Below are 21,506 nucleotides of genomic sequence, written 5' to 3' on the forward strand. Positions count from 1 at the left end.
CGCGGCTCAAGCGCCGCAGGGGCTCACACGGTCGGGACCTGGGAACGGACCAGGCCGCGCAAGCGCGTCGTGCGCGGCTCGGCCGGGACCTCCGCCACGGCCCGCGGCAGCGCCGCGTCCGCGCCGTGCACCACCGAAAGGTGACGCTCACCGCGCCCGAAGGCCGTATAGACCCAGGGACGACTGAGCGCCTGCGTCGCATCACCCGGCAGCACCACCACGGCCGCGGGCCACCGGACCCCCACGGCCTGATGCCCGGTCACGGCCCACCCGTGCCGCACCGCGCCCTGCTCCACCTGCTCCTTCGGTACGAGGACGGGGGCCCCGTCACACTGGAGACGCAGGCCCTCCGCGTCGGCCCCGACGACCACGCCGGGGCGGATCCGCCCCCGCCCGGTCACGTACACCACCCGGTCGTCGGGGTCGAAGCCCCCGAATCGCCCGGGTCCCGGGTTGAGCCGCTCCTTCAGTGCCACGTTCAACGCCCGGGTCCCCGCGGCGCCCCCGTGCCCCGGCGTGATCACCTGCGTCTGCTCGGGCGGCACCCCGATCGCCCGCGGCACCGAGTCCGCGACGAGCTGCACGGTGCGGTGGATCGCCTCGGCCGGGTCCCGCACCGGAACGATCACCACTTCCTTGCCGGGCGCCTCCACCTGGTTCAGCTCACCGATGCCGATGCCGGAGACCAGCTCGCCGATCGGCCCGAAGTCCGGCGTGCGGGAGGCGATGCGCGGGCAGATCTCCGCCGCGGCGACGTCGGCGAAGACCCGGCCCGGGCCCGCCGACCACAGCGTCCCCGGGTCCCCGCTGAGCAGCAGGCACGTCCCGTCGGCGAGCAGCTCGACGAGCATCGCGGCGTCGCCCACGTCCAGCTGCGGCGCGTCCAGGACCACCAGGACGTCGAGGGCGAACGCCCCGTCCCGGTCGAGGCCGGGGCCCTCCGCGCGCGCGAGCAGACCCGCGACGGTCGCGGTCGCCGTCTCGGGTGCCTCTGGACCGAGGAGCTCGGCGGCCCGGCGGCGGCCGTCCGCGCCGTGCGCGGCGACGCACACCCGCAGGCCCAACTTGCCCGCGGCGGCCGCCGCGGCGACCGGTTCGGCGCGGGCCGCCTCGCCGCCGGTGTGCAGGACGAGGCGGTGGGCGGCGATCGCCCGGATCAGCTCGGCCGTCGTGCCGCGCGCGGCCGCTGCGGCCTCTTCCAGACCGGCGGTGGCCGAACCCTCGTCCTTGGGCGCGGCGTTGACCAGCCGGGCGAGTCCGTCGGCGAGGCTCTCCTCGGCGAGCGCGTACCGCTCGAGCCCGACCAGGACCCGTACGGGCCGCTCCACCTCCTCCGCGTCGTCCTCCTCCTCGGCGGTGGGCGCGGGGGCGGGCGCGTCCTCCAGGGGGTCGTGGAAGATCAGCGCGTCGCCCTCCGCGACGGCGCTCTGCACGGCTTCCTCCGGGTCGGGCACCCCGCGCTTGCCGAGCGCCTCCGCGAGCACCGGCAGGTCGAGGGCCGTGTGCCCGGCGTCCGCGGCCTGCTCAAGCAGCCATACGGTGACGGCGCGGCCCCGCCGCTCGTCGTCGGGCCCGCACTCCGCGCCGAGCAGCGCCCGCGCGAACCCGTCGGCCTGTTCGGGCCGCACGCCGCTCACCCGCAGCAACTGCCAGGGATCCGCCCGCAGTTCGTCGCTCGCGCCCTCGCCCAGGGCCGCGGCGGCCGCGCCGGCCAGCGATTCGGGGGCCCCGCCCTCGACGAGCACGGCCCGCACCGATTCGACGGCCTCCGGCTCCGGGCCCGCCTGCGCGGCGGCCTGCGGCCTGCGCACGGGGGCCTCCTGCCGCGGCTCGGGCTCGGTCCGCGCGAGCACGGGGGCGGCGACCGGCTTCTCCCCGCTCTCCACCGCGCGCACGGCGGCCAGCAGATCGGCGGCGGTCCCGCTCAGCTTCGCCCCGGCGTCGATCGGCCCCTCCTTGGCAGCCTTCCGCTCCGCGATCCGCTCCCGCAACTCCCGCTGAGCCACCACCTCAGCCTCAACCTCGGACACCTCGGTGCCTCCGGCACCATCCGCGGCGGCGTCGCCCACCGCGCCGTCGGGGACGTCACTGTCACCCTGGCCAGCCGTGACCTCGGCACCAGCGCCCCCCGTGCCTTCGGCACCGTCCGCCACGTCGCCGACCCGGCCGTCCATGGCTTCCGTGCCGTCCGCGCCCGGCCCGGTCCCGGCACCGGCGGCTTCCGTGCCTTCGGCACCTTCCGGCACGTCGCCGGCGAGGCCGTCCGCGGGTTCCGCGTCGTCCGCGCCTGGCCCGGCCTGGGCGCCAGCGCCCCCCGTGCCTTCGGCACCGTCCGCCGCGTCGCCGGCCAGGCCGTCCGCGGGTTCCGCGTCGTCCGCGCCTGGCCCGGTCCCGGCGCCGGCGGCTTCCGTGCTTTCGGTACCGTCCGCCGCGTCGCCGACCCGGCCGTCCGCGGGTTCCGCGTCGTCCGCGCCTGGCCCGGCCTCGGCGTCGGCGGCCTCCGTGCGCTCGGCATCGTCCGCCGCGTCGTCCGTGCCTGGTCCGGTCCCGGCGGCGGGCGCCTCCGCGCCGTCCGCCACCTCGCCGGCCCGGTCGGCCGCGGCCCCGCCCGGCAGGGCCTCCGCGCGCGTGGCGGCAGGCGGGGGCGTGTCGGGGTGGGGCCCTGACTCGTTCTCCGCGGCAGCGGACTCCGTACTCACAACGTGCTCCAGTCCTGATCGGGATAGCGGTGCACGGGCGCCGACACATCGTCGAGCGCCTGGCAGATCTCGTCAGGAAGACTAAGGGCCTCCACTGACAATGCCGCCGTGAGCTGCTGCGCGTTGCGCGCGCCGACGATCGGCGCGGCTACTCCTGGCCGGTCCCTGACCCACGCGAGGGCTACTTGCAGCGGCGTCACGGCGAGCCCGTCCGCCGCCGTGGCCACCGCGTCCACGATGTGCCCGGCCGCCTCGTCGAGGTACGGCTCGACGAACGGCGCCATGTGGTCCGAGCCGCCCCGCGAGTCGGACGGGGTGCCCGAGCGGTACTTGCCGGTCAGCACCCCGCGGCCCAGCGGTGACGAGGGCAGCAGGCCGATGCCGAGGTCCAGCGCCGCCGGCAGCACCTCGCGCTCCACGCCCCGCTGGAGCAGCGAGTACTCCATCTGCGTACTGGCGAGACGCGTGCGCGCGCCGGGCGCGGAGAGCTGCCACGTACCGGCCTTGGCCAGCTGCCAGCCAGAGAAGTTCGAGACGCCCGCGTAGCGCGCACGCCCGCTGCTGACCGCGATGTCGAGGGCCTGGAGCGTCTCGTCGAGCGGGGTCCGCGGGTCGTACGCGTGCACCTGCCACAGGTCGACGTAGTCCGTGCCGAGCCGGTCGAGCGAGGCGTCCAGGGCCGAGAGCAGATGGCCGCGGGAGCCGTCGAAGCGGCGGTCCGGGTCGGGCACGCTGCCCGCCTTCGTGGAGATCACCAGGTCACGCCGCGGCACCAGGCCCTCGATCAGCCTGCCGAGCAGATACTCCGACTCCCCGTCCCCGTACACGTCGGCCGTGTCGACGAGCGTGCCGCCCGCTTCCCAGAAGGCCTTCAACAGGTCGGCGGCGTCGTGCTCGTCGGTGTCCCGGCCCCACAGGAGGGTGCCGAGCCCGATCCGGGACACACGCAGGCCGGTGCGGCCGAGATGCCTCTGCTCCATGGGCGCTGAGGTTACTGGCCGAAGGTCAGGAACGGGGCCCCTGTGGATATCTGCCGCCGGGGTCGCCGGGTTAGGGTGCCGGGCGAGGCACCTTACCCATGGGTAATTCACTGGATCCGGCAAGGCGTTAAGGGGATGTGGTCAATGAAGCTCGGCATCAACCTCGGCTACTGGGGCGCAGGCATGGACGCGGACAACCTGGCCGTGGCGAAGGAGGCCGACAGACTGGGCTATTCGGTGTGCTGGGCCGCGGAGGCCTACGGTTCCGACGCCGCCACCGTCCTCGCGTACGTCGCCGCGCAGACGGAGCGGATCGACGTCGGCTCGGCCATCTTCCAGATCCCGGCCCGGCAGCCCACGATGACGGCGATGACGGCCGCGACCCTCGACTCGCTGTCCGGGGGCCGTTTCCGCCTCGGCCTCGGCGTCTCGGGGCCGCAGGTCTCCGAGGGCTGGTACGGGGTCAAGTTCGACAAGCCGCTGGCGCGCACCCGCGAGTACGTCGAGATCATCCGCAAGGCCATGAGCCGCGAGCGGGTCTCCCACGACGGCGCGCACTGGACGCTCCCGCTGCCGGACGGCCCCGGCAAGCCGCTGAAGCTGATCGTGCACCCCGAGCGCGAGCAGATCCCGCTCTACATCGCCGCGATCGGCCCGAAGAACCTGGAGCAGACCGGCGAGATCGCCGACGGCGCTCTGCTGATCTTCCCGGCGGCCGAGCACCTGGAGGAGACCGCGCTCCAGCACATCCGCGCGGGCCGCGAGAAGGCCGGCAAGACGATGGAGGGCTTCGACGTCTGCCCGACCGTGCCGCTGGCACTCGGTGGCTCCGACGACGCCTCCCTGAGCTCCCTCGCCGACATGTTCCGCCCGTACACCGCCCTCTACGTCGGCGGCATGGGTAGCCGTAAGCAGAACTTCTACAACCAGCTCGCGCAGCGCATGGGCTACGAGAAGGAGGCCGCCGAGATCCAGGACAAGTACCTGGCAGGCGACAAGGAGGGCGCGGCCGCGGCGATCCCGCGGCAGCTCATCGACTCCACCACGCTGCTCGGTTCCGTGGAGCGCATCGCCGACCGGATGCGGGCCTACTCGGAGGCCGGTGTCACCACGCTGACCATCAACCCGGCCGGGCTCACGCTCGACGACCGCCTGGCCTCCCTGCGCGCGGGCACCGAGGCGATGGAGCGCGCCGGGCTGGCGTAACGGGTCAGGGGAGTTCTTCTGCGGCCGTGGTGGGGGCTCGGGGTGTCTTCCCCGCCACGGCCGACACCTTGCACAACGCGTCACGAGGGGGCCGGGTTACGGCTCGTCCCGCTCCCCGTGTCCTCCGTTCGGACGAGTTGACCCGCATATCTGTTGCCGTGCCTCATGTCCCGCATTTGACTCGGAATTTGCAGTACTGCGGAGTCCGGTGCGGCGAGGTGGAGGTTGCGGATGCTGTCGGCCAAGAGTCTGTTCCAGGAAATCATCGACAACGACGAGTCGTTCCGGCTGTTCTGCTCCATCGCGGCCAGCGGCGAATCCCAGGGCGGCTGGGAGAACGGGCGGATCGCCGCGCTGGTTCCCGAGAGCGAGCGCGGCCTCGCTCCCCGGATCGCGCGGCACGGCGCGGACGAGGACAAGCACGGGCGGATCTTCCACGCCCTCATGAAGAAGCGCGGCCTGGAGCCGGCGCCCGTCCCCGCCGAGACCGACTACACGATGCTTCTGGAGAAGCACGGGATCGGGCTCGCGCACGATCAACTGCGGCGCGACGAGCGGCTCTCCGTGCGGGACATCGTCACGTACCTGGCGCACAGCCGCGTCACCGAGCAGCGGGCCTCCGAGCAGATGATGATGCTCCGCAAGCACTTCGCCGACGACCCCGACCTCGGCCGCGCGGTCAAGATGATCTCCAACGACGAGGACAACCATCTCGCGTACTGCCACGAGGAGTTGCTGCGCTTCGCGTACGCGGGGCACGGTCGTGTCATCCAGCGGATTCTGCGCGAGTGCGCCCTCGCGGAGATCGCCGTCTACCGGGACGTCAGCCTCGCCGTCATGGACCACATGGGGCGCATCCTCGGGTGGAACAAGGCGAAGGCGGGTGCGCTGGCCGCGGGGATCCACGCCATGTACGCGTACGAGCGCCTCGGCGGCTGGCGGCGGATGGTGTCGTTGCGGATGCCGGAGCGGCGGGATGCGTTGGGCGGGCCGCCTGTCACGGTCGAGTTCGCTTGAGTCGTCCGGCGTTGCGGTCGCGGGGCTCTGCCCCGGACCCCGCTGCTCAATCGCCGCAGGGGCTTGAAATGGCTACAGCCAGCCGCGGTGTTTGAACAAGCGGAACAGCAGTAGCTCCAGGGCGGCCATCAGCACGATCACCGCCGGGTACGCCCACACCCAGTGCAGCTCCGGCATGTGGTCGAAGTTCATGCCGTAGACGCCCGCGATCATCGTGGGCACCGCGGCCATCGCCGCCCACGACGAGATCTTCCGCATGTCGTCGTTCTGCCGCACGCTCATCTGCGCCAGATGCGCGGACAGGATGTCCGACACCAGGCGGTCCAGGCCGTCCACCGACTCGTTGACCCGCGTCAGGTGGTCGTTCACGTCGCGGAAGAACGGCCGAGCCTCCTCGTGCACGAACGGCACGGCGGCAAGGCCCCACGGGCCGACCCCGGCGAGCCGGGCCAGCGGCATCGTCAACGGCCCGGTGGCGCGCCGGAATTCGAGGATCTGGCGCTTGAAGGTGTAGATCCGCTCGGCAGTGTCACGGGTGCCGCCGCCCCGCGGGGAGAAGACCTCCGTCTCCAGCTCCTCCAGGTCGGTCTGCAGCTCGGCCGCGACCTCCAGGTAATGGTCCACGGTGGCGTCCGCGACCGAGTACAGGACCGCCGTCGGCCCCTGCTTCAGGAACTCCGGCTCGGCCTCCAGACGCTGTCGTACGGCCTTCAGGGGCGCGCCCTCGCCGTGCCGCACGGTCACCACGAACGAGTCGCCCAGGAACAGCATCAGCTCGCCCGTGGACACCTGGTCGCTCTTCGGCTCGTACACGACCGGCTTGAGGACCACGAACAGCGAGTCGTCGTAGATCTCCAGCTTGGGCCGCTGGTGCGCCTTCAGGGCGTCTTCCACGGCCAGCGGGTGGAGGCCGAACTCCTGGGAGACCCGGTCGAACTCCTCCTCGCTCGCCTCGTGCAGCCCGATCCACACGAACGCGTCGCCCGTCGAGCGTGCCTCATCAAGGGCGCCGGAGAACTCGGCCGGCCGCTCGATGCGGCGCCCGTCCCGGTAGATGGCGCAGTCGACGATCACGAAGTGAATTCTTCCCAGTACCCGGCACTGCCGCACGTCGTCGTATGCCTAGGGTGGGGCTCATGCCCACGCTGATCCTCGTCCGGCACGGACGTTCCACCGCCAACACCGCGGGAGTGCTCGCCGGGCGGACGCCCGGGGTGGCGCTCGACGAGCGCGGCGCCGAGCAGGCCGCGCGGCTGCCCGAGCGCCTGGCGGACCTGCCCCTCGCCGAGATCGTCTCCAGCCCGCTCCAGCGCTGCCGGGAGACCGTCGCGCCGCTGCTCGCCGCCCGCCCGGAGCTGACCCTGCGGACCGACGAGGGCATCAGTGAGTGCGACTACGGGGACTGGTCCGGCCGCAAGCTCGCCGAGCTGGCCGACGAACCGCTGATGAAGGTCGTGCAGCAGCATCCGACCGCCGCGGCGTTCCCCGGAGGGGAATCGATGCGGCAGATGCAGCACCGGGCCGCCGAGGCGGTACGTGAGTGGAACGCGCGCGTGGAGCGCGAGCACGGCGAGGACGCCGCCTATGTGATGTGTTCGCACGGCGACATCATCAAGTCCCTTGTCGCGGACGCCATCGGGCTGCATCTGGACCTCTTTCAACGGATCTCCGTAGAGCCGTGTTCCATCACGGCGATCCGTTACACACGGCTGCGCCCCTTTCTCGTACGCCTCGGGGACACCGGTGACTTCGCGTCCCTGGCGCCGCGTGAGGCGCCGCAGGGGGGCGATGCGGCGGTCGGGGGCGGCGCGGGCGCACCGTGATCGTCGGCCGCAGTAGGGTGAAGCAGCCGTAAGCACAGTCGGCCCGGTCGCCCATGACCGGTTCAAGACAGTCGATCCCGATCCCATGGAGACAGGACGTGTCCCGTCAGGTGTTCCTCTACGACCCTCCGGAGCGGTTCGTGGCCGGTACGGTCGGGCTCCCCGGGCGCCGCACCTTCTTTCTGCAGGCCACCGCAGGACCCCGGGTCACCAGCGTGTCCCTGGAGAAGACCCAGGTGGCCGCGCTCGCCGAGCGCATGGACGAACTGCTCGACGAGGTCGTGCGGCGCAGCGGCGGCAATGCCCCGGTGCCCGCCGTGGCCCCCAGCGAGGTCTCCGACACGGCGCCGCTGGAGGCGCCCGTGGAGGAGGAGTTCCGCGTCGGCACCATGGCACTCGCGTGGGACGGCGACGAACAGCGCATGATCGTCGAGGCGCAGGCCCTCGTGGAGCTGGACGCCGAGTCCGAGGACGACCTGGCGGAGGCCGAGGAGAAGCTGCTCCAGGACGAGGAGAACGGTCCGCCGATGCTCCGCGTCCGCCTCACCGGACCCCAGGCCCGCGCCTTCGCCAAGCGCGCCCTGGACGTCGTGAACGCGGGCCGCCCGCCGTGCCCGCTGTGCAGCCTGCCGCTCGACCCGGAGGGACACGTATGTCCGCGCCAGAACGGATACCGGCGCGACGCGTGAGCGACCGGGACCTGCTCACCTTCGGTGAGCTGAACGTCGAGGGACAGATCCGCGAGGCCTCGAACGCGGTGCTGGTGTGCACCGTCACACACGAGGGCCGCGAGGCCCGTTGCGTCTACAAGCCGGTGCGCGGCGAGCGCCCCCTGTGGGATTTCCCCGACGGGAACCTGGCGCGGCGCGAGGTCGCCGCGTACGAGGTCTCCGAGGCGCTCGGCTGGGGCCTCGTGCCGCCCACCGTGCTGCGCGACGGGCCGTACGGCGAGGGCATGTGCCAGCTGTGGATCGACACCCCCGAGGAGCCCGGGGACGACCACGAACTGCTCGCCCTCGTCGACGGTGAGGAGCCGGGGGAGGGCTGGAAGGCCATCGGCTTCGCCGAGGTCGGCGAGGGCCGCACGGCGCTGCTGGTGCACGCCGACGACGCCCGCCTGCGCCGCCTCTCGGTGCTCGACGCCGTGATCAACAACGGCGACCGCAAGGGCGGGCACCTGCTCGTCGACGCCGAGGGGCACCTGTTCGGCATCGACCACGGTGTGACGTTCAACGCCGAGGACAAGCTGCGCACGCTGCTCTGGGGCTGGGCGGGGGAGCCGCTGACCGAGGAGGCCACGACCGCCCTGGAGGCGCTGCGCACGGCCCTGGGCGCGGGCGAGCCGCTCGCCGTCCGGCTGGGCGAGCTGATCACCGCGGCCGAGCTGGAGGCCGTACGGGAGCGGGTCGCGGGTCTCCTGAAGAGCGGGCGGCACCGGGAGCCCGGCGGGGACTGGCCCGCGATTCCCTGGCCGCCGGTGTAGCGAGCGGCCGGGACGGCGGTGCGGTCGCGGGGCTCTGCCCCGGACCCCCGTCTAGCGCCCCGTGCAAGATCACGCAAGAGGGCGACTTCGGCCATTGAGCCTGGTCCGGTTCGTATCCGGAAGCACCGTCCGGTTACGCTCAAGGCATGCATGCCTGGCCCGCTTCTGAGGTCCCCGCCCTGCCCGGCAAGGGCCGCGACCTCCGGATCCACGACACCGCGACCGGTGGGCTCGTCACCCTTGACCCCGGTCCCGTCGCCCGTATCTACGTGTGCGGCATCACGCCGTACGACGCGACCCACATGGGTCACGCGGCGACCTACAACGCGTTCGACCTCGTGCAGCGCGTGTGGCTCGACACCAAGCGGCAGGTTCACTACGTCCAGAACGTGACGGACGTCGACGATCCTCTGCTGGAGCGGGCCGTGCGTGACGGCATCGACTGGGAAGGTCTCGCCGAGAAGGAGACCGCCCTCTTCCGTGAGGACATGACCGCCCTGCGGATGCTGCCGCCGCAGCACTACATCGGCGCCGTCGAGGCGATACCCGGCATCGTGCCGCTCGTCGAACGACTGCGTGACTCCGGTGCCGCCTACGAGCTCGAGGGCGACACCTACTTCTCCGTCGAGGCCGACCCGCACTTCGGGTCCGTCTCGAACCTCGACGCCGCCGCGATGCGGCTGCTCTCCGCCGAGCGCGGGGGCGACCCGGACCGTCCGGGCAAGAAGAACCCGCTCGACCCGATGCTGTGGATGGCCGCCCGCGACGGCGAGCCCAGCTGGGACGGCGGCTCGCTCGGCCAGGGGCGCCCCGGCTGGCACATCGAGTGTGTCGCCATCGCCCTCGACCACCTCGGCATGGGCTTCGACGTCCAGGGCGGCGGGTCGGACCTCGCCTTCCCGCACCACGAGATGGGCGCCTCGCACGCCCAGGCGCTCACCGGCGAGTTCCCGATGGCCAAGGCGTACGTGCACGCCGGCATGGTCGGGCTCGACGGCGAGAAGATGTCGAAGTCCAAGGGCAACCTGGTGTTCGTCTCCGCGCTGCGGCGCGAAGGCGTCGACCCCGCCGCCATCCGGCTCGCGCTCCTCGCCCACCACTACCGCTCCGACTGGGAGTGGACGGACCAGGTGCTCGCCGACGCCGTGGCCCGCCTCGACCGCTGGCGCGCCGCCGTCTCCCGCCCCGACGGCCCGTCCGCCGAGGCCCTCGTCGAGGAGATCCGCGAGGCGCTCGCCGACGACCTGGACGCGCCCGCCGCGCTGACCGCCGTCGACCGCTGGGCCGAGACCCAGTCGACCGACGGCGGCAAGGACGAGGGCGCCCCCGGCGTCGTATCGCGTGCCGTGGACGCCCTGCTGGGCGTGGCGCTGTAGCAAACCCCTTTCCGTGCAGCACAGAGGGCGCCTCCCCCTGCGGGGAGGCGCCCCTTTTCCTTGTGCGCCGCCGGGTGGGCGGCGGTCACCTCCTGATCGGACTGGTCAGACGCGCTGCACCCGTACGCTGCGCAGGATGCTCGGCGACCCCGTGTCCCAGACGCCGACGACCTGGTGGCCGAAAGCGAAGGCCTCCTGGATCTCGTCGTGCGCCTGCGGGGTCGGGTTGTTGAGGACCCGGAACTGGTTGTTGATGCGCAGGAAGATCTGGCTCGGCTGGCCCGGCAGCGGCTGGACGATGTCGATGAAGCCGTTCGCGACACCGGCGACCAGGGCCTGCTGCTGCACCTGCTGATGGGCCTGCTGGATCGCGGACAGCTGGACCTGCTGCAGCTGCTGCTGCGTCTGCTGCTCCATCTGCTGACCCTGCTGGTCCTGCTGCTGCCCGTACTGCTGTTGGCCGTACTGCTGTTGGCCGTGCTGCTGGCCGAACGACTGCTGCTGTCCGCCGAGTTGCTGCAGCAGCTGCTGGTACGGCTGCTGCTGGCCGAGCTGCTGGAGCTGCTGCTGGAGCTGCTCCTGGCCCTGGGGCTGCTGCCCGTAACCCTGCTGACCGTACGACTGCTGGCCGAAAGGCTGTTGCATCTGCTGCCCGAACGGCTGCTGCTGGCCCAGGCCCTGCTGCTGGTAGGGCGAGGTGCTCGGGAACTGCTGTCCCTGCTGGCCCATCTGGGGGGTGATGCTCATGCGGGTGCCACCTTCCATCAATGGTTGGTTGCGATCCGTTCCTTCAGCCCGTGACGACCAGGCCGACGACCTCGTCGTCCGAGAACCACACACGTACGTCGGGCCGTCCCCCCGCGAAGGCGGTGTGCACCGCCTGGCGGGTCTCGGGGGACGGGTTGTTCAGATTGCGCCAGGCCCCCGCCACGAACAGGCGCAACCGGGGCGGGAGTTCGGCCGGGTACGGGATCAGCTCGTCCCAGTACCGCTCCGCCTGGCCCGAACCGACCGTCGAGGGAAGCAGGTTGGTGACCGCTCCCTTGATGTCGGGCCGGTTGCCGATCCGCTGCGAGGCGGGCCGGCCGGGGGCGTCCTGCTGTGGTGAGCCGGTCGCCCGGAGTACCTCGCGTGCCCGCTGCGATGTCATCGGGCGCTGACCGCCTGCCCTGAGCATGCCCTGGAGGGCGGTCAGCGCGCCGACGACCACCGGGGAGGCGGACGAGGTGCCGGAGAAGGTGTCGGTGTACCAGGCGATCTCCTCGGTGCCGCCCTGCAGATCGCCGGGCAGGTTCCAGGAGCCGCCGGTGGTGGTGACCTCGCGGCCCCAGCCCTGGGCGTCCACGCGGGCACCGTAGTTGGAGAACGAGAGGCGCGAGCGGTCCGGGCCGTGGTCGCGGCCGTGAGTGCCCGGAGGCGGGGCGCCCGCGCCGACGAGGACCGCGTCCGACGAGCGGTTCGACGGGTTGAACGGGTTGTGCCACCACGTCGGGAACTCGTCGGGCCGCCGCTCGTACACGGCGTCGTCGAGGGACTCGGCGCCGTTGCCCGCCGCGCCCACGACCACGATGCCCTTCGCCGTCGCGTACTTGACGGCCGCGAAGTCGTCGGGCCACCACTCCAGGGCGATGTAGCCGCGCTGGTCGTCGCGCGGCTCGAAGTCGAACCGCGGCCCCGGGCGGTGCAGTTCGATCAGGATCACGTCGCCGGGGCTCAGCCGTTCGGCCGCCGCGTGGATCGCCGCGGCCGTGCCCACGCCCTGGAACGAGGCCGCGGCCGTCACCGCTTCAGGCACGATGCCGGTGATGCCGCGCTCATTGCGGTCGCCGCCGATCACGCCGAGGACCGCGGTGCCGTGATTGCGCCAGGCCACATCCGCGATCGGCGTGCCGACCACGATGCCCGCGAGCTTCGCCGACAGGTCCTCGTGCCCCAACTGCCAGGCGCCCTCCACGTCGATGACGGTGACGCCCTCGCCGCTGCCGCCGAGCCGCCGCCACGCCCACTGCGCGTCGATGCCGGCGGGCGCGGGGCCCAAGTAGCCCTGGCGGCCCGTGTAGTCGGGCGTCGCGGCCGTCTTCTCCTTCAGCCGCCGCGCCTCCTCGAAGTTCTCCGGGGACGACGCGCGCGCCGCGGGCACCGCGCCCGGCTTCACGTACGCCGTGTCGATCTCCGGGAGCGCCGCGATCCGCGACCGCAGCTCCTGCGCCCGCTCGGCCCCGCCGCGCACCCGGTAGAACAGCGCCAGGTCCGGCACGTCGGCTCCGGGTGCCTCGTCGGCTCCCTGGACGCGCTCCTCGCCGCCGAACAGCGGTTCAAGAGCGAGTTGTTCGTCTCCGAGGAACATGTTCAGCGCCGATACGTCGGCTCCGGCGGCGGAACGCACACCGTCGGCCTGGACGCGCAGGCGGGCCTCCGGCCGCGCCACGACGATCAGTTCCTCTTCCGCCCCGCGATACGTGAAACCGGATCCGTCCGGTCCCGGCCCGGCCGCTCCCGGCCCCTGCGCCGGGCTTGCGTGCTGGTCGGTCATCGGTCCACAGCTCCCCTCGCCACTTCAGGTCGTACGGGTCTGCTTGTGCCGTGTGTTTCCTTGCGGCTCGTCGGGGCTCACCCTGCTACGCCGATGCCCGTCCGTCCAGCCCCCGCCGGCCAACTGCGTTTGAAAACAAGTTGAATGGGGAACCCCCTGCAACTGCCATCAATTCGGCCGGAAACAACTGTCACGCCCCAAACCGGCCAGACTCGGAACGTGGGTAGGACGGGGCGGACGCGACGGGTGCGGGCACGACGGAGGGCGGGGCGCTCGGCGCCCCGCCCTCCGCGGTTGCTGCGTGCCGCGCGGCTATTCGTCGCTGTCGTCGCCCTCCGGGCGCGGCGGCTTCGGCGGCCTGGTCCTGCCGCTCGGGTTGTCGCGCAGGTGCGAGGAGCCGTCGCCGCCGTCCGTCGCGTGACCGCCCGGCGCGGCGCCCGGGTCGCGGCGCTGCAGATAGCGCTCGAACTCGCGGGCGATGGCCTCGCCGGAGGCCTCGGGCAGCTCCGCGGTGTCGCGGGCCTCCTCCAGGGACTGCACGTACTCGGCGACCTCGCTGTCCTCGGCCGCCAGCTGGTCCACGCCCAACTGCCAGGCCCGCGCGTCCTCGGCCAGCTCGCCGAGCGGGATGCGCAGGTCGATCAGGTCCTCCAGACGGTTGAGGAGGGCCAGCGTCGCCTTCGGGTTCGGCGGCTGCGACACGTAGTGCGGAACGGCCGCCCACAGGGAGACCGCGGGGACGCCGGCGTGCGTGCAGGCCTCCTGGAGGATGCCGACGATGCCCGTAGGCCCCTCGTACTTGGTCTCTTCCAGGTTCATCCGCGAAGCCAGGTCCGCGTCGGACGTGACGCCGCTGACCGGGACGGGCCGGGTGTGCGGGGTGTCGCCGAGCAGCGCGCCGAGGACGACGACGAGTTCGACGCCCAGCTCGTGCGCGAAGCCGAGCAGCTCGTTGCAGAACGAGCGCCAGCGCATGGACGGCTCGATGCCCCGGACCAGGACGAGGTCGCGCGGCTTGTCCCCGCCGATTCGGATCACCGACAGCCGCGTCGTCGGCCATGTGATCTTTCGCACGCCGTCCTCGACGAAGACGGTGGGCCGGTTGACCTGGAAGTCGTAGTAGTCCTCGGCGTCCAGCGCCGCGAACACCTCGCCCTTCCACTCCTTGTCGAGATGCGCGACCGCGGTGGAGGCGGCGTCGCCGGCATCGTTCCAGCCCTCGAACGCGGCCACCATGACCGGGTCGACCAGCTCGGGAACCCCCTCGAGCTCGATCACCCAGTGCCTCCTTCCGACGTGCCCTCGCGTACCTGCCCACCTTACGGCGTCGGCGGGGGCCCTCCGCAGCCCCCTTGTGGGCGCGGACTGCCCCCAACACTGCCCCACGGTGGAGTGGTCCACTCCACCGTGGGGCAGTCGTCAGGTGCGCGCGAGGCGTGCGGTGTCGGGTTCGGTGGCGGGTGCCTCGGGGATCGGCCTGACCAGCAGCCATGCCCCGCACACCAGGGTCAGCGCCTGGGCGCCGGCGAGGAGGGTGAATCCGGCGCCGAAGCCGTGGCCGCGGCTTGCCGCGATGGCGACGCCCATGAGCGTGGGCATGAACGCCGACACGAGGTTGCCGACTCCGTTGACGACGCCGTAGGCGCTGCCGACGAGGTGGGCGGGCGCGCAGTGCTGGACGAGGGTGGGGATGGCCGGTCCTTGCAGGCCCCAGAAACCGCCGGCCAGGATCAGACCGGTGGCCGCCGCCGCGTCGCTGTCCGCGCGGGCGACCAGCAGCACGCAGACGGCGGTGCCGGTCGCCCCCACCACGAACGGCAGCGCGAGCCGCCTCCGCGGCAGCCGGTCGAGCAACCCGGACACCAGTGACATCAGGAACGGGGCAGCGTGCCCCTCAGCGTGGCCCCGAAGCCCGGCCGCTCGGCGGTGCCGCGCACCCCGCGTCCCCGTACGAACAGCAGGATCAGCGGAAGGCCGATCACCGCGTTCAGCGCCGCGAGGGCGAGGAACGGGCAGGTCCGGGGCCGTGCCGAACGACGCCCCCATCGAGCTGACCGCGTAGCCCTGGGAGGCGGCGGGTGCGGGCATTTCAAGCCCCTGCGGCGATTGAGCAGCGGGGTCCGGGGCAGCGCCCCGTGGCCGCAACGCCGTCGGGGTGGGGGTCGACCGTGGGCGCTGCCCGCGCCGGGGTGCCGCCTTGCCCACCCTGCCGCCCCAGGCGGCAGACTGCCCAAGGCGGCGGCGGCCCGAGGCGGCGGCACCCTGAGGCGGTGGCGGCCCGAGGCGGCGGCACCCTGAGGCGGTGGCGGTCCGAGGTGGCGGCTGCCCAAGGCTGTGGCGGCCCGGGGCGGCGGCACCCCGAGGGCGGTGGCATCCCAAGGTGGCGGCCCGAGGTGGCGGCGCCCCGAGGCGGTGGCGCCCCAGGACGGCCGTGGTCAGGTGGACGCCTGTGCCTCGGCCTCGGCGCGGTACATGCGACGGAGCCGGACCACGCCCAGGTCGTGTTGGTACAGGTTTTCTTGTTGGTCGGCGTCGGACGGCATGGCCTCCAGCATTTCGCGGTCCTGTTCCAGGACCTCCCAGTGCCGCTTCTCGATCAGAGTCTTGTAGAGGAACCGCCAGGTGTCCCGCTGCCAGCCCTGGACCTTGCGGTAGCGCCAGAAGAAGACCGCGCAGCGACCCTCGTCGACCGGACGGACCATGCCGACGATGCCGAAGGGACCGCCGGGGCCCGCCGACGGCGGGTAGGGGATCGACAGGTCGACCCAGTCCACGCCCGTGCGGCACAGCTCCACCCAGTCGAAGTTCACGCCCCGCTGGTCGGTCTTCTCGAAGAAGTAGCCGCGGTCGGTCTCGCGGATGCGGAACTTGGCGGTGGTGTCACCGTCGAACATCGTGTGGGAGTCGTGGTGCAGGAACTGCCCGTGCATCGGGTCGAGCAGGTTCTCGACGCCGTAGCGCCACGGCACGTTCCACTCGGCGTAGCAGAGGATCGCTTCGGTGTCGGGGTCGGTGAGCGGCTCGGGGAGCGTCAACTCGGCCGGTTCCGGGTGCTTTTCGTCGCCGAAGTAGGCGAGGACGGCGCCGGAGACCTCGCGCACGGGCAGCGAGGTGACGAGCTTCTTTCCCTCCAGATTGCAGCCGGGAAGGCCCGGCACGGAGGAGACCGTGCCGTCGGTCTCGACCTCTACGCCGTGGTACCAGCAGGCCACCCGGTCACCCAGGTGCTTGCCGAGGGAGAGCGGCGCGCCGCGGTGCGGGCAGCGGTCGGCGAGCATGCTCAGCGTGCCGTCGGAGCGGCGGAACAGCAGCCACTGCTCGCCGAGGACGGTGACCTTGCGCATCGCGCCGGGGGCGACGAAGGAGGACGGGACGACCGGGTGCCACTGGTTGCGCAGGCCGGTCGCGTAGATCTTGTCGGCGGTCAGAGCCATGGTGTGTCACGCTCCCAGTCGGTGCATCTCGGCGCGGAAGGATTCCTCGGTCCACGGCGCCCCGTCGGGGGCGGGGACCTGACGGGCATTCAGCCCGCTGACGACATCGGTGAGTTCATGGCCGACCTTGGTGAAGACCTCTTCGAGCGTGGCCGCGAGCTTGAACTCGTACGGGCTCGGCTCGTGGTCGCGGGACTGGTGGATCTCCAGGTACGGCCAGTCGGTGGTCTCGGTGCTGCTCATGAGTGGCTCCTACGGATCTCAGGAGGGCGGTTACAGGTCCAGTACGAGGCGGGAGCCGGCCGCGCAGCGCGAGACGCAGATCATCATCGAGGCGCTCGCGGCGTGCTCGGCTTCCGACAGGAGGAAGTCGCGGTGTTCGGGGGCGCCTTCGATGACGCGGGTCTCGCAGGAGCCGCAGATGCCGTCGCGGCACGAGCTGGCGACGTCGATGCCGGCGGTCTCGGCGGCCTCCAGGATCGAGGTGTCGGCGCCGACGGTGAGGGTCCGTCCCGAGGCGCGGCACTCGACCTCGAACTCGCCGTCGTCCGCGGACCGTTCGACGACGGGCGCGGCGAACCTCTCCAGGCGGAGCCGGTCACCCGGGCAGCGTTCCTCGACGGCGACGAGCAGCGGCTCGGGCCCGCAGGAGTAGACGAGCGCCCCTTCGGGCAGCCCGGCGAGCGTCGCGTCGAGGTCGATGTGCCCCTGCTCGTCCTGCGGTACGAGGGTCAAATCGCCGCCGAGCGAGGCCAGTTCCTCGGTGAACGCCATCGACGCCCTGCCGCGGCCGCCGTACACCATGCGCCAGTCGGCGCCGCGCCGGGCGGCCTCCCGTGCCATCGCGAGGATCGGCGTGACACCGATGCCGCCGGCGATGAACACGTACGCGGGGGCGTCCTCCAGCACGAAGTGGTTGCGCGGCTCCGAAACGGTGACGAGCTGGCCGGGCCGCAGCTTGGTGTGCACGTGCCGCGAACCGCCGCGCGAGGACGGCTCGTTGAGGACTCCGACACGGTACGTGCCGCCGTCGGACGGGTCGCCGCACAGGCTGTACTGGCGCACCTGCCCGCCGACGTGCACGTCGAGGTGCGCGCCGGGCTCCCAGGCGGGCAGTGGCTTGCCGTCGGGATGGGTCAGCTCGACGGACAGGACGCCCTCGGCCTCCCAGGTCATCCGCCGGACCAACAGATCAAGGCGACGCTCTTCGGTCATGGTGCTGGCCTCCTTACGCGCCGGGGATCTTCACGGGCGGGGTGAACGGGTTCTTCATCGGGCCGAGTGCGGCCAGGTCGACCTCGACGAGCGTCGGCCCCTCGGCGCCGACGGCCTGCTCGATCACCGGCCGCGCGTGCTCGGCGTCGGCGATCCGCAGATAGGGCAACCCGCAGGCGCGGGCGAGGAGTTCGAAGTCGGGCGTGGCGAGGTCGACGCCGGAGCGGCGCTCGCTGTAGCGGTCCTGCATGTTGCGCAGTACGCCGTAGCCGCCGTCGTTGAAGACCAGGACGGTGAGGCGGGGGCGTTCCTGGGCGACGGTGAGCAGTTCGCCGAGGTGTACGGCGAGGCCGCCGTCGCCCGCGATGACGACGGCGGGCCGCTCGGGGTCCGCGAGCGCGGCGCCGATGCCCATGCCGAGGCCCTGCCCGATGCCGCCGCCGCGCGGGAAGACGTTGGAGCGGGGGTCGTACATCTCCAGGAGCCGGTTGCCCCAGCTGCTGGACGGGATGGTGACGTCACGGGCGACGACCGCGTCGCGCGGCAGCACGGCGCGCAGCGCGTCGCAGATGGCCGCCTGCGGGCCGATGTTGTCGTGCAGCGTGGCCCGCACCTCCGCGCGTACGTCCCTGATCCGGCGGGTCCACGAGGGCTCGGCGGGGCGGGCGTGCGGGAGCAGGGCGGTCAGGGCGTCGGCGGCGTCGGCGTGCACGGTGTGCGCGGCCGGGTAGACGCGGCCGAGGGCGGCGGCGTCGACGTCGATCTGGATGTGCCGGTCGGCGTCCGGGAGCTTCAGGGCGTAGTCGGCGGTCTCATTGGACCGGAAGTGCGTGCCGACCGTCAGCAGCACGTCCGCCTCGGCGAGCAGGGCCCGCGCGGCCGGCGTCGTCGCGAAGTTGCCGATGACCTGCGGGTGGTCCTCGGGTACGGCGCCGCGCCCTGAGTTGGAGGTGAGCAGCCCGGCGCCGGTCGCCTCGACGAGCGCGGTGAGCTCGGCGCCGGCGCGGGTGGCGCCGCCGCCGGCCCAGATGAGGGGACGCTCGGCGGTCGCCAACAGCTGGGCGGCGGAGGCAAGTTGGTCTGTCGGGGTCGATGTCACTGTCGGCGCGACGGCCATTTGGGTGTCCGTCTGGGCCGCGTACTGGAGGTCGATCGGCCACTCCACGCTCGCCGGGCCGCCCGGCGCGGCCAGCGCCGCACGCGCGGCGGACCGCAGCACGTCGCCAGCCTCATCGGCGGAGCGCACCGTGGCCGCGAACGCCGAGACGGCGTCGAGCATGCCGAGCTGGTTCTTCGTCTCGTGGATGAACCCCCGCCCGCTGCCCAGGAATTCGGCCTCGACCTGCCCGGTGACGTGCAGCACGGACGTGCCGGAGGCGAGCGCCTCGATCAGCGAACCGGCCGCGTTTCCGGCGCCGGTGCCGGTCGAGGTGAGCGCGCAGCCGATCGTGCCGCGGGCCCGGCCGTACGCGTCGGCGGCGTTCACCGCACTGGCCTCGTGCCGGACCGGTACGAAGCGCAGCTCGCGGTCGACGGCCTCGACCAGCGGCAGGTTGTGCACGGAGACGATCCCGAAGACCGTGTCGATGCCGAGTTCCTTCAGGACGGCGACGAGGAGATCTCCACCGTTGGCGTATCGCATGCGAACTCCTCAGAGAATGCCGCGGCCGACGCCGCCGCAGACGTCGATGGCGGTCCCGGTGATGTACGAGGCGCGGGGCGAGAGCAGCGTGAGGATCGCGTAGGCGACCTCCTCGGCGCGGCCGAGCCGGCCGAGCGAGACGCCGCGGTCGGCGGCCAGCTCCGCCTGCCAGTCCTCGTAACTCATCCCGGAGTCCGCGGCGGCGTGCCGGCGCGTCCACTGCCCGGTGTCGATGAGGCCCAGGCAGACCGAGTTGACCCGGATGCCGTCGGAAGCCAGCTCCTGGGACAGGGACTTCGAGAGGTTGAGGATGCCGGCGCGGGCGGCGCTCGTCGTGATCAGACGCGGTTCGGGCTGCTTGGCGAGCACCGCGTTGACGTTGACGACGGAGGCCGCGTCGGACGCCCGCAGATGCTCCCGCGCCGCCTCCAGCGGATGCAGCACGCCCGCGAACTTCAGCTCCAGCTCGTCGCGCCAGTCGTCCTCGGTCGTGTCGTCGAGGCGCTTCATGCGGGACTGCCCCGCGTTGTTCACGAGGCCGTCGACGCGGTCGCCGCCGAAGGCCGCGGCGGACGCGCGGACGAAGTCGCGTACGGCGTCGGCGTCGCGGACGTCGCACGTCGCGGTGAAGAGGCGGTCGTGCGTGCCGGCCCTCTTCAGGCGGTCGGCGTCGCGCCCGCAGGTGGCGACGTTCGCGCCTTCGTCGAGGAGGGCGCGGACCGTGGCCAGGCCGACGCCCGAGCTGCCTCCGGTGACCACGTAGGTCCGGTCGGCGAGGCCCAGATCCATAACTCGGTGCTCCAGTAGGGGAGTTGGGTCAGTTCATGGTGAAGCCGCCGTTGACGGCGATCATCTGTCCGGTCAGATAGCGGGACTCCTCGGAGAGGAGGAAGGAGGCGAGGCCCGTGAGGTCGTCGGGCTGCTGCGGCCGGGAGATCGCCCGGTTCGCGGCGTAAAGACCGTGCCGCTCCTCCGGGACCGTCTCGGTCGCCTCGCACTCGGTGAGGCCCGGCGCGAGGGCGTTCACGGTGATGCCCCGCTCGCCCAGTTCCCGTGCCATCGCGCGGGTGAGGGCGATGACCGCGCCCTTCGACGTGATGTAGTGCGCGAGCCGCGGAGAGCCGTAGAGGGCCGCGTCCGAGGCGATGTTGACGATGCGTCCGGCCGGGCCGAACAGCGGGTGCAACGCCTTGGACACCAGCCACGGGCCGCGCGCGTTCACCGTCATCAGGCGGTCCCAGGCCTCGATGTCGATGTCCTGGAACTCCTTGCCGCCGACGCCGTTCGCGAGGGCGGCGTTGTTGACGAGACCGTAGAGCCCGCCCAAGTCCCGTACGAATGACGCAAGTTCGTCGACAGACGACGGGTCCGCGACGTCGCAGCGTACGAAGTGCGCGTCGTGTCCCTCGCCGCGCAGCTCCTCGGCGGCCCGGGCGCCGCGCTCGGGGTCGAGCTCGGCGAGGACGACCCGGAAGCCGTCCGCGCCGGCCCGGCGGGCCATGGCAAGTCCGAGGCCACGGCCCGCCCCGGTCACGACGACCGTGCGCGCGTCACGCGCGTCAGTCACGGGTGACGCCGTGCATCGGCGAGTACTCGGGGTACGACGGCACCTGCGGCTTCTGTGTGCCGATGACCACGCAGAACAGGGCGTCGGTGTCACCCTCGTTCTTCAGCGAGCGGGTCACACCGGCGGGCACCACGATCATGTCGCGGTAGCCGAGGGTGCGGTACTCGACCTCGTCCGGGCCGCGGTGCACACCCACGCGGACCTCGCCCTCCAGGACGAAGAAGGCCTCCTCCACGTCGTGGTGGGTGTGGGCCGGGCCCTCGGCGCCGGGCGGCAGCAGCATGTTGGAGAAGGTGAAGCCGCCGGACGGGAGGATGCGGCTGTCGCTCTCGTGGTTGCCGGTGGCGCCGGAGCCGACGTAGCGGATCTGGCCGCGGCGGTACTGCTTGCCCGCCTTCTCCTGGAAGGACAGCGTGTCGAAGTCGGCGACGCGGGACTCCTTCGACGCGATCAGCGAGTCGGTGTACTTGCCGAGGTCGCCGCCGTTGTCGTACTCGGTGGTGGTCAGAGGCATGGTGTGCGTCCTTAGAT

The 21,506-nt window shown here is 72.3% G+C and carries 20 protein-coding genes; 6 read left to right on the plus strand and 14 right to left on the minus strand.

All coding sequences use genetic code 11. The features are described from left to right. Nucleotides 1–23: 23 nt before the first annotated feature. Together ACP4E5_RS34990 and ACP4E5_RS34995 are read right to left on the minus strand one after the other, a co-directional pair. Nucleotides 24–2,174, minus strand: a complete 2,151-nt coding sequence (locus tag ACP4E5_RS34990; protein ID WP_425841890.1) for a helix-hairpin-helix domain-containing protein — start codon at nt 2,172–2,174, stop codon at nt 24–26. A 521-nt stretch (nt 2,175–2,695) separates the two neighbouring features. Next, nucleotides 2,696–3,679 (minus strand): aldo/keto reductase, encoded by a 984-nt coding sequence (locus ACP4E5_RS34995; RefSeq protein ID WP_425835820.1) that lies wholly within the window; start codon nt 3,677–3,679, stop codon nt 2,696–2,698. Between the two features lie 144 nt (nt 3,680–3,823). Between ACP4E5_RS34995 and ACP4E5_RS35000 the strand changes: the two genes are divergently transcribed. Both ACP4E5_RS35000 and ACP4E5_RS35005 read left to right on the plus strand, forming a co-directional pair. Then, nucleotides 3,824–4,885, plus strand: coding sequence for an LLM class F420-dependent oxidoreductase (locus ACP4E5_RS35000; protein WP_425835822.1), 1,062 nt, complete (start codon nt 3,824–3,826; stop codon nt 4,883–4,885). 231 nt (nt 4,886–5,116) lie between these two features. After that, on the plus strand, nt 5,117–5,902 hold the full coding sequence (locus tag ACP4E5_RS35005) for a ferritin-like domain-containing protein (RefSeq protein WP_425835824.1): 786 nt from the start codon (nt 5,117–5,119) through the stop codon (nt 5,900–5,902). A gap of 72 nt (nt 5,903–5,974) precedes the next feature. On the opposite strand, the gene corA is transcribed toward ACP4E5_RS35005, so the two are convergent. After that, on the minus strand, nt 5,975–6,976 hold the full coding sequence (corA, locus tag ACP4E5_RS35010) for a magnesium/cobalt transporter CorA (RefSeq protein ID WP_425835826.1): 1,002 nt from the start codon (nt 6,974–6,976) through the stop codon (nt 5,975–5,977). Between the two features lie 62 nt (nt 6,977–7,038). Between corA and ACP4E5_RS35015 the strand changes: the two genes are divergently transcribed. The 4 genes from ACP4E5_RS35015 (at nt 7,039) to mshC (ending at nt 10,584) form a co-directional block, all read left to right on the plus strand. Continuing rightward, a complete protein-coding gene (locus ACP4E5_RS35015) occupies nt 7,039–7,725 on the plus strand; it encodes a histidine phosphatase family protein (protein ID WP_425835828.1) in 687 nt (228 codons plus the stop codon). Nucleotides 7,726–7,823: 98 nt separating this feature from the next. Further along, nucleotides 7,824–8,414 (plus strand): DUF3090 domain-containing protein, encoded by a 591-nt coding sequence (locus ACP4E5_RS35020; RefSeq protein WP_425835830.1) that lies wholly within the window; start codon nt 7,824–7,826, stop codon nt 8,412–8,414. Continuing rightward, the gene (locus tag ACP4E5_RS35025; protein ID WP_425835832.1) at nt 8,378–9,208 is read left to right on the plus strand and encodes an SCO1664 family protein; all 831 of its coding nucleotides are present in this window, start codon (nt 8,378–8,380) and stop codon (nt 9,206–9,208) included. Before ACP4E5_RS35020 ends, ACP4E5_RS35025 begins: the two co-directional genes overlap by 37 nt. Nucleotides 9,209–9,354: 146 nt before the next feature. Further along, nucleotides 9,355–10,584, plus strand: a complete 1,230-nt coding sequence (gene mshC / locus ACP4E5_RS35030; protein WP_425835834.1) for a cysteine--1-D-myo-inosityl 2-amino-2-deoxy-alpha-D-glucopyranoside ligase — start codon at nt 9,355–9,357, stop codon at nt 10,582–10,584. 105 nt (nt 10,585–10,689) lie between these two features. On the opposite strand, the gene ACP4E5_RS35035 is transcribed toward mshC, so the two are convergent. The 11 genes from ACP4E5_RS35035 to ACP4E5_RS35085 all read right to left on the minus strand — a co-directional run bounded on the left by ACP4E5_RS35035 (nt 10,690) and on the right by ACP4E5_RS35085 (nt 21,489). Beyond that, entirely contained in the window at nt 10,690–11,331 is a 642-nt protein-coding gene (locus tag ACP4E5_RS35035; RefSeq protein ID WP_425835836.1) for a hypothetical protein, read from the minus strand. 43 nt (nt 11,332–11,374) lie between these two features. Continuing rightward, the gene (locus ACP4E5_RS35040) at nt 11,375–13,117 is read right to left on the minus strand and encodes a S8 family peptidase (RefSeq protein WP_425835838.1); all 1,743 of its coding nucleotides are present in this window, start codon (nt 13,115–13,117) and stop codon (nt 11,375–11,377) included. A gap of 312 nt (nt 13,118–13,429) precedes the next feature. Further along, complete coding sequence (locus ACP4E5_RS35045) at nt 13,430–14,395, minus strand: PAC2 family protein (protein WP_425835840.1); 966 nt, start codon at nt 14,393–14,395, stop codon at nt 13,430–13,432. Nucleotides 14,396–14,536: 141 nt separating this feature from the next. Beyond that, the gene (locus ACP4E5_RS35050) at nt 14,537–14,989 is read right to left on the minus strand and encodes an MFS transporter (protein WP_425835842.1); all 453 of its coding nucleotides are present in this window, start codon (nt 14,987–14,989) and stop codon (nt 14,537–14,539) included. Nucleotides 14,990–15,552: 563 nt separating this feature from the next. Continuing rightward, on the minus strand, nt 15,553–16,551 hold the full coding sequence (locus ACP4E5_RS35055) for a Rieske 2Fe-2S domain-containing protein (RefSeq protein WP_425835844.1): 999 nt from the start codon (nt 16,549–16,551) through the stop codon (nt 15,553–15,555). A gap of 6 nt (nt 16,552–16,557) precedes the next feature. After that, nucleotides 16,558–16,794, minus strand: a complete 237-nt coding sequence (locus ACP4E5_RS35060; RefSeq protein ID WP_425835846.1) for a recombinase-like helix-turn-helix domain-containing protein — start codon at nt 16,792–16,794, stop codon at nt 16,558–16,560. 30 nt (nt 16,795–16,824) lie between these two features. Beyond that, nucleotides 16,825–17,766 (minus strand): PDR/VanB family oxidoreductase, encoded by a 942-nt coding sequence (locus tag ACP4E5_RS35065; protein WP_425835848.1) that lies wholly within the window; start codon nt 17,764–17,766, stop codon nt 16,825–16,827. Between the two features lie 13 nt (nt 17,767–17,779). After that, nucleotides 17,780–19,408, minus strand: coding sequence for a thiamine pyrophosphate-binding protein (locus ACP4E5_RS35070; protein WP_425835850.1), 1,629 nt, complete (start codon nt 19,406–19,408; stop codon nt 17,780–17,782). A gap of 9 nt (nt 19,409–19,417) precedes the next feature. Then, nucleotides 19,418–20,197 carry an SDR family oxidoreductase gene (locus ACP4E5_RS35075; protein WP_425835852.1) on the minus strand — a complete coding sequence of 260 codons (780 nt, stop codon included), beginning with the start codon at nt 20,195–20,197 and terminating at the stop codon, nt 19,418–19,420. A 28-nt stretch (nt 20,198–20,225) separates the two neighbouring features. Continuing rightward, nucleotides 20,226–20,975 carry an SDR family oxidoreductase gene (locus ACP4E5_RS35080; protein WP_425835854.1) on the minus strand — a complete coding sequence of 250 codons (750 nt, stop codon included), beginning with the start codon at nt 20,973–20,975 and terminating at the stop codon, nt 20,226–20,228. Then, a complete protein-coding gene (locus tag ACP4E5_RS35085) occupies nt 20,968–21,489 on the minus strand; it encodes a cupin domain-containing protein (protein ID WP_425835856.1) in 522 nt (173 codons plus the stop codon). Before ACP4E5_RS35085 ends, ACP4E5_RS35080 begins: the two co-directional genes overlap by 8 nt. Nucleotides 21,490–21,506: the final 17 nt, after the last annotated feature.

Origin of the sequence: Streptomyces fractus (genome assembly GCF_049844455.1) — a bacterium.
GTDB classification, from domain to species: Bacteria; Actinomycetota; Actinomycetes; order Streptomycetales; family Streptomycetaceae; genus Streptomyces; species Streptomyces fractus.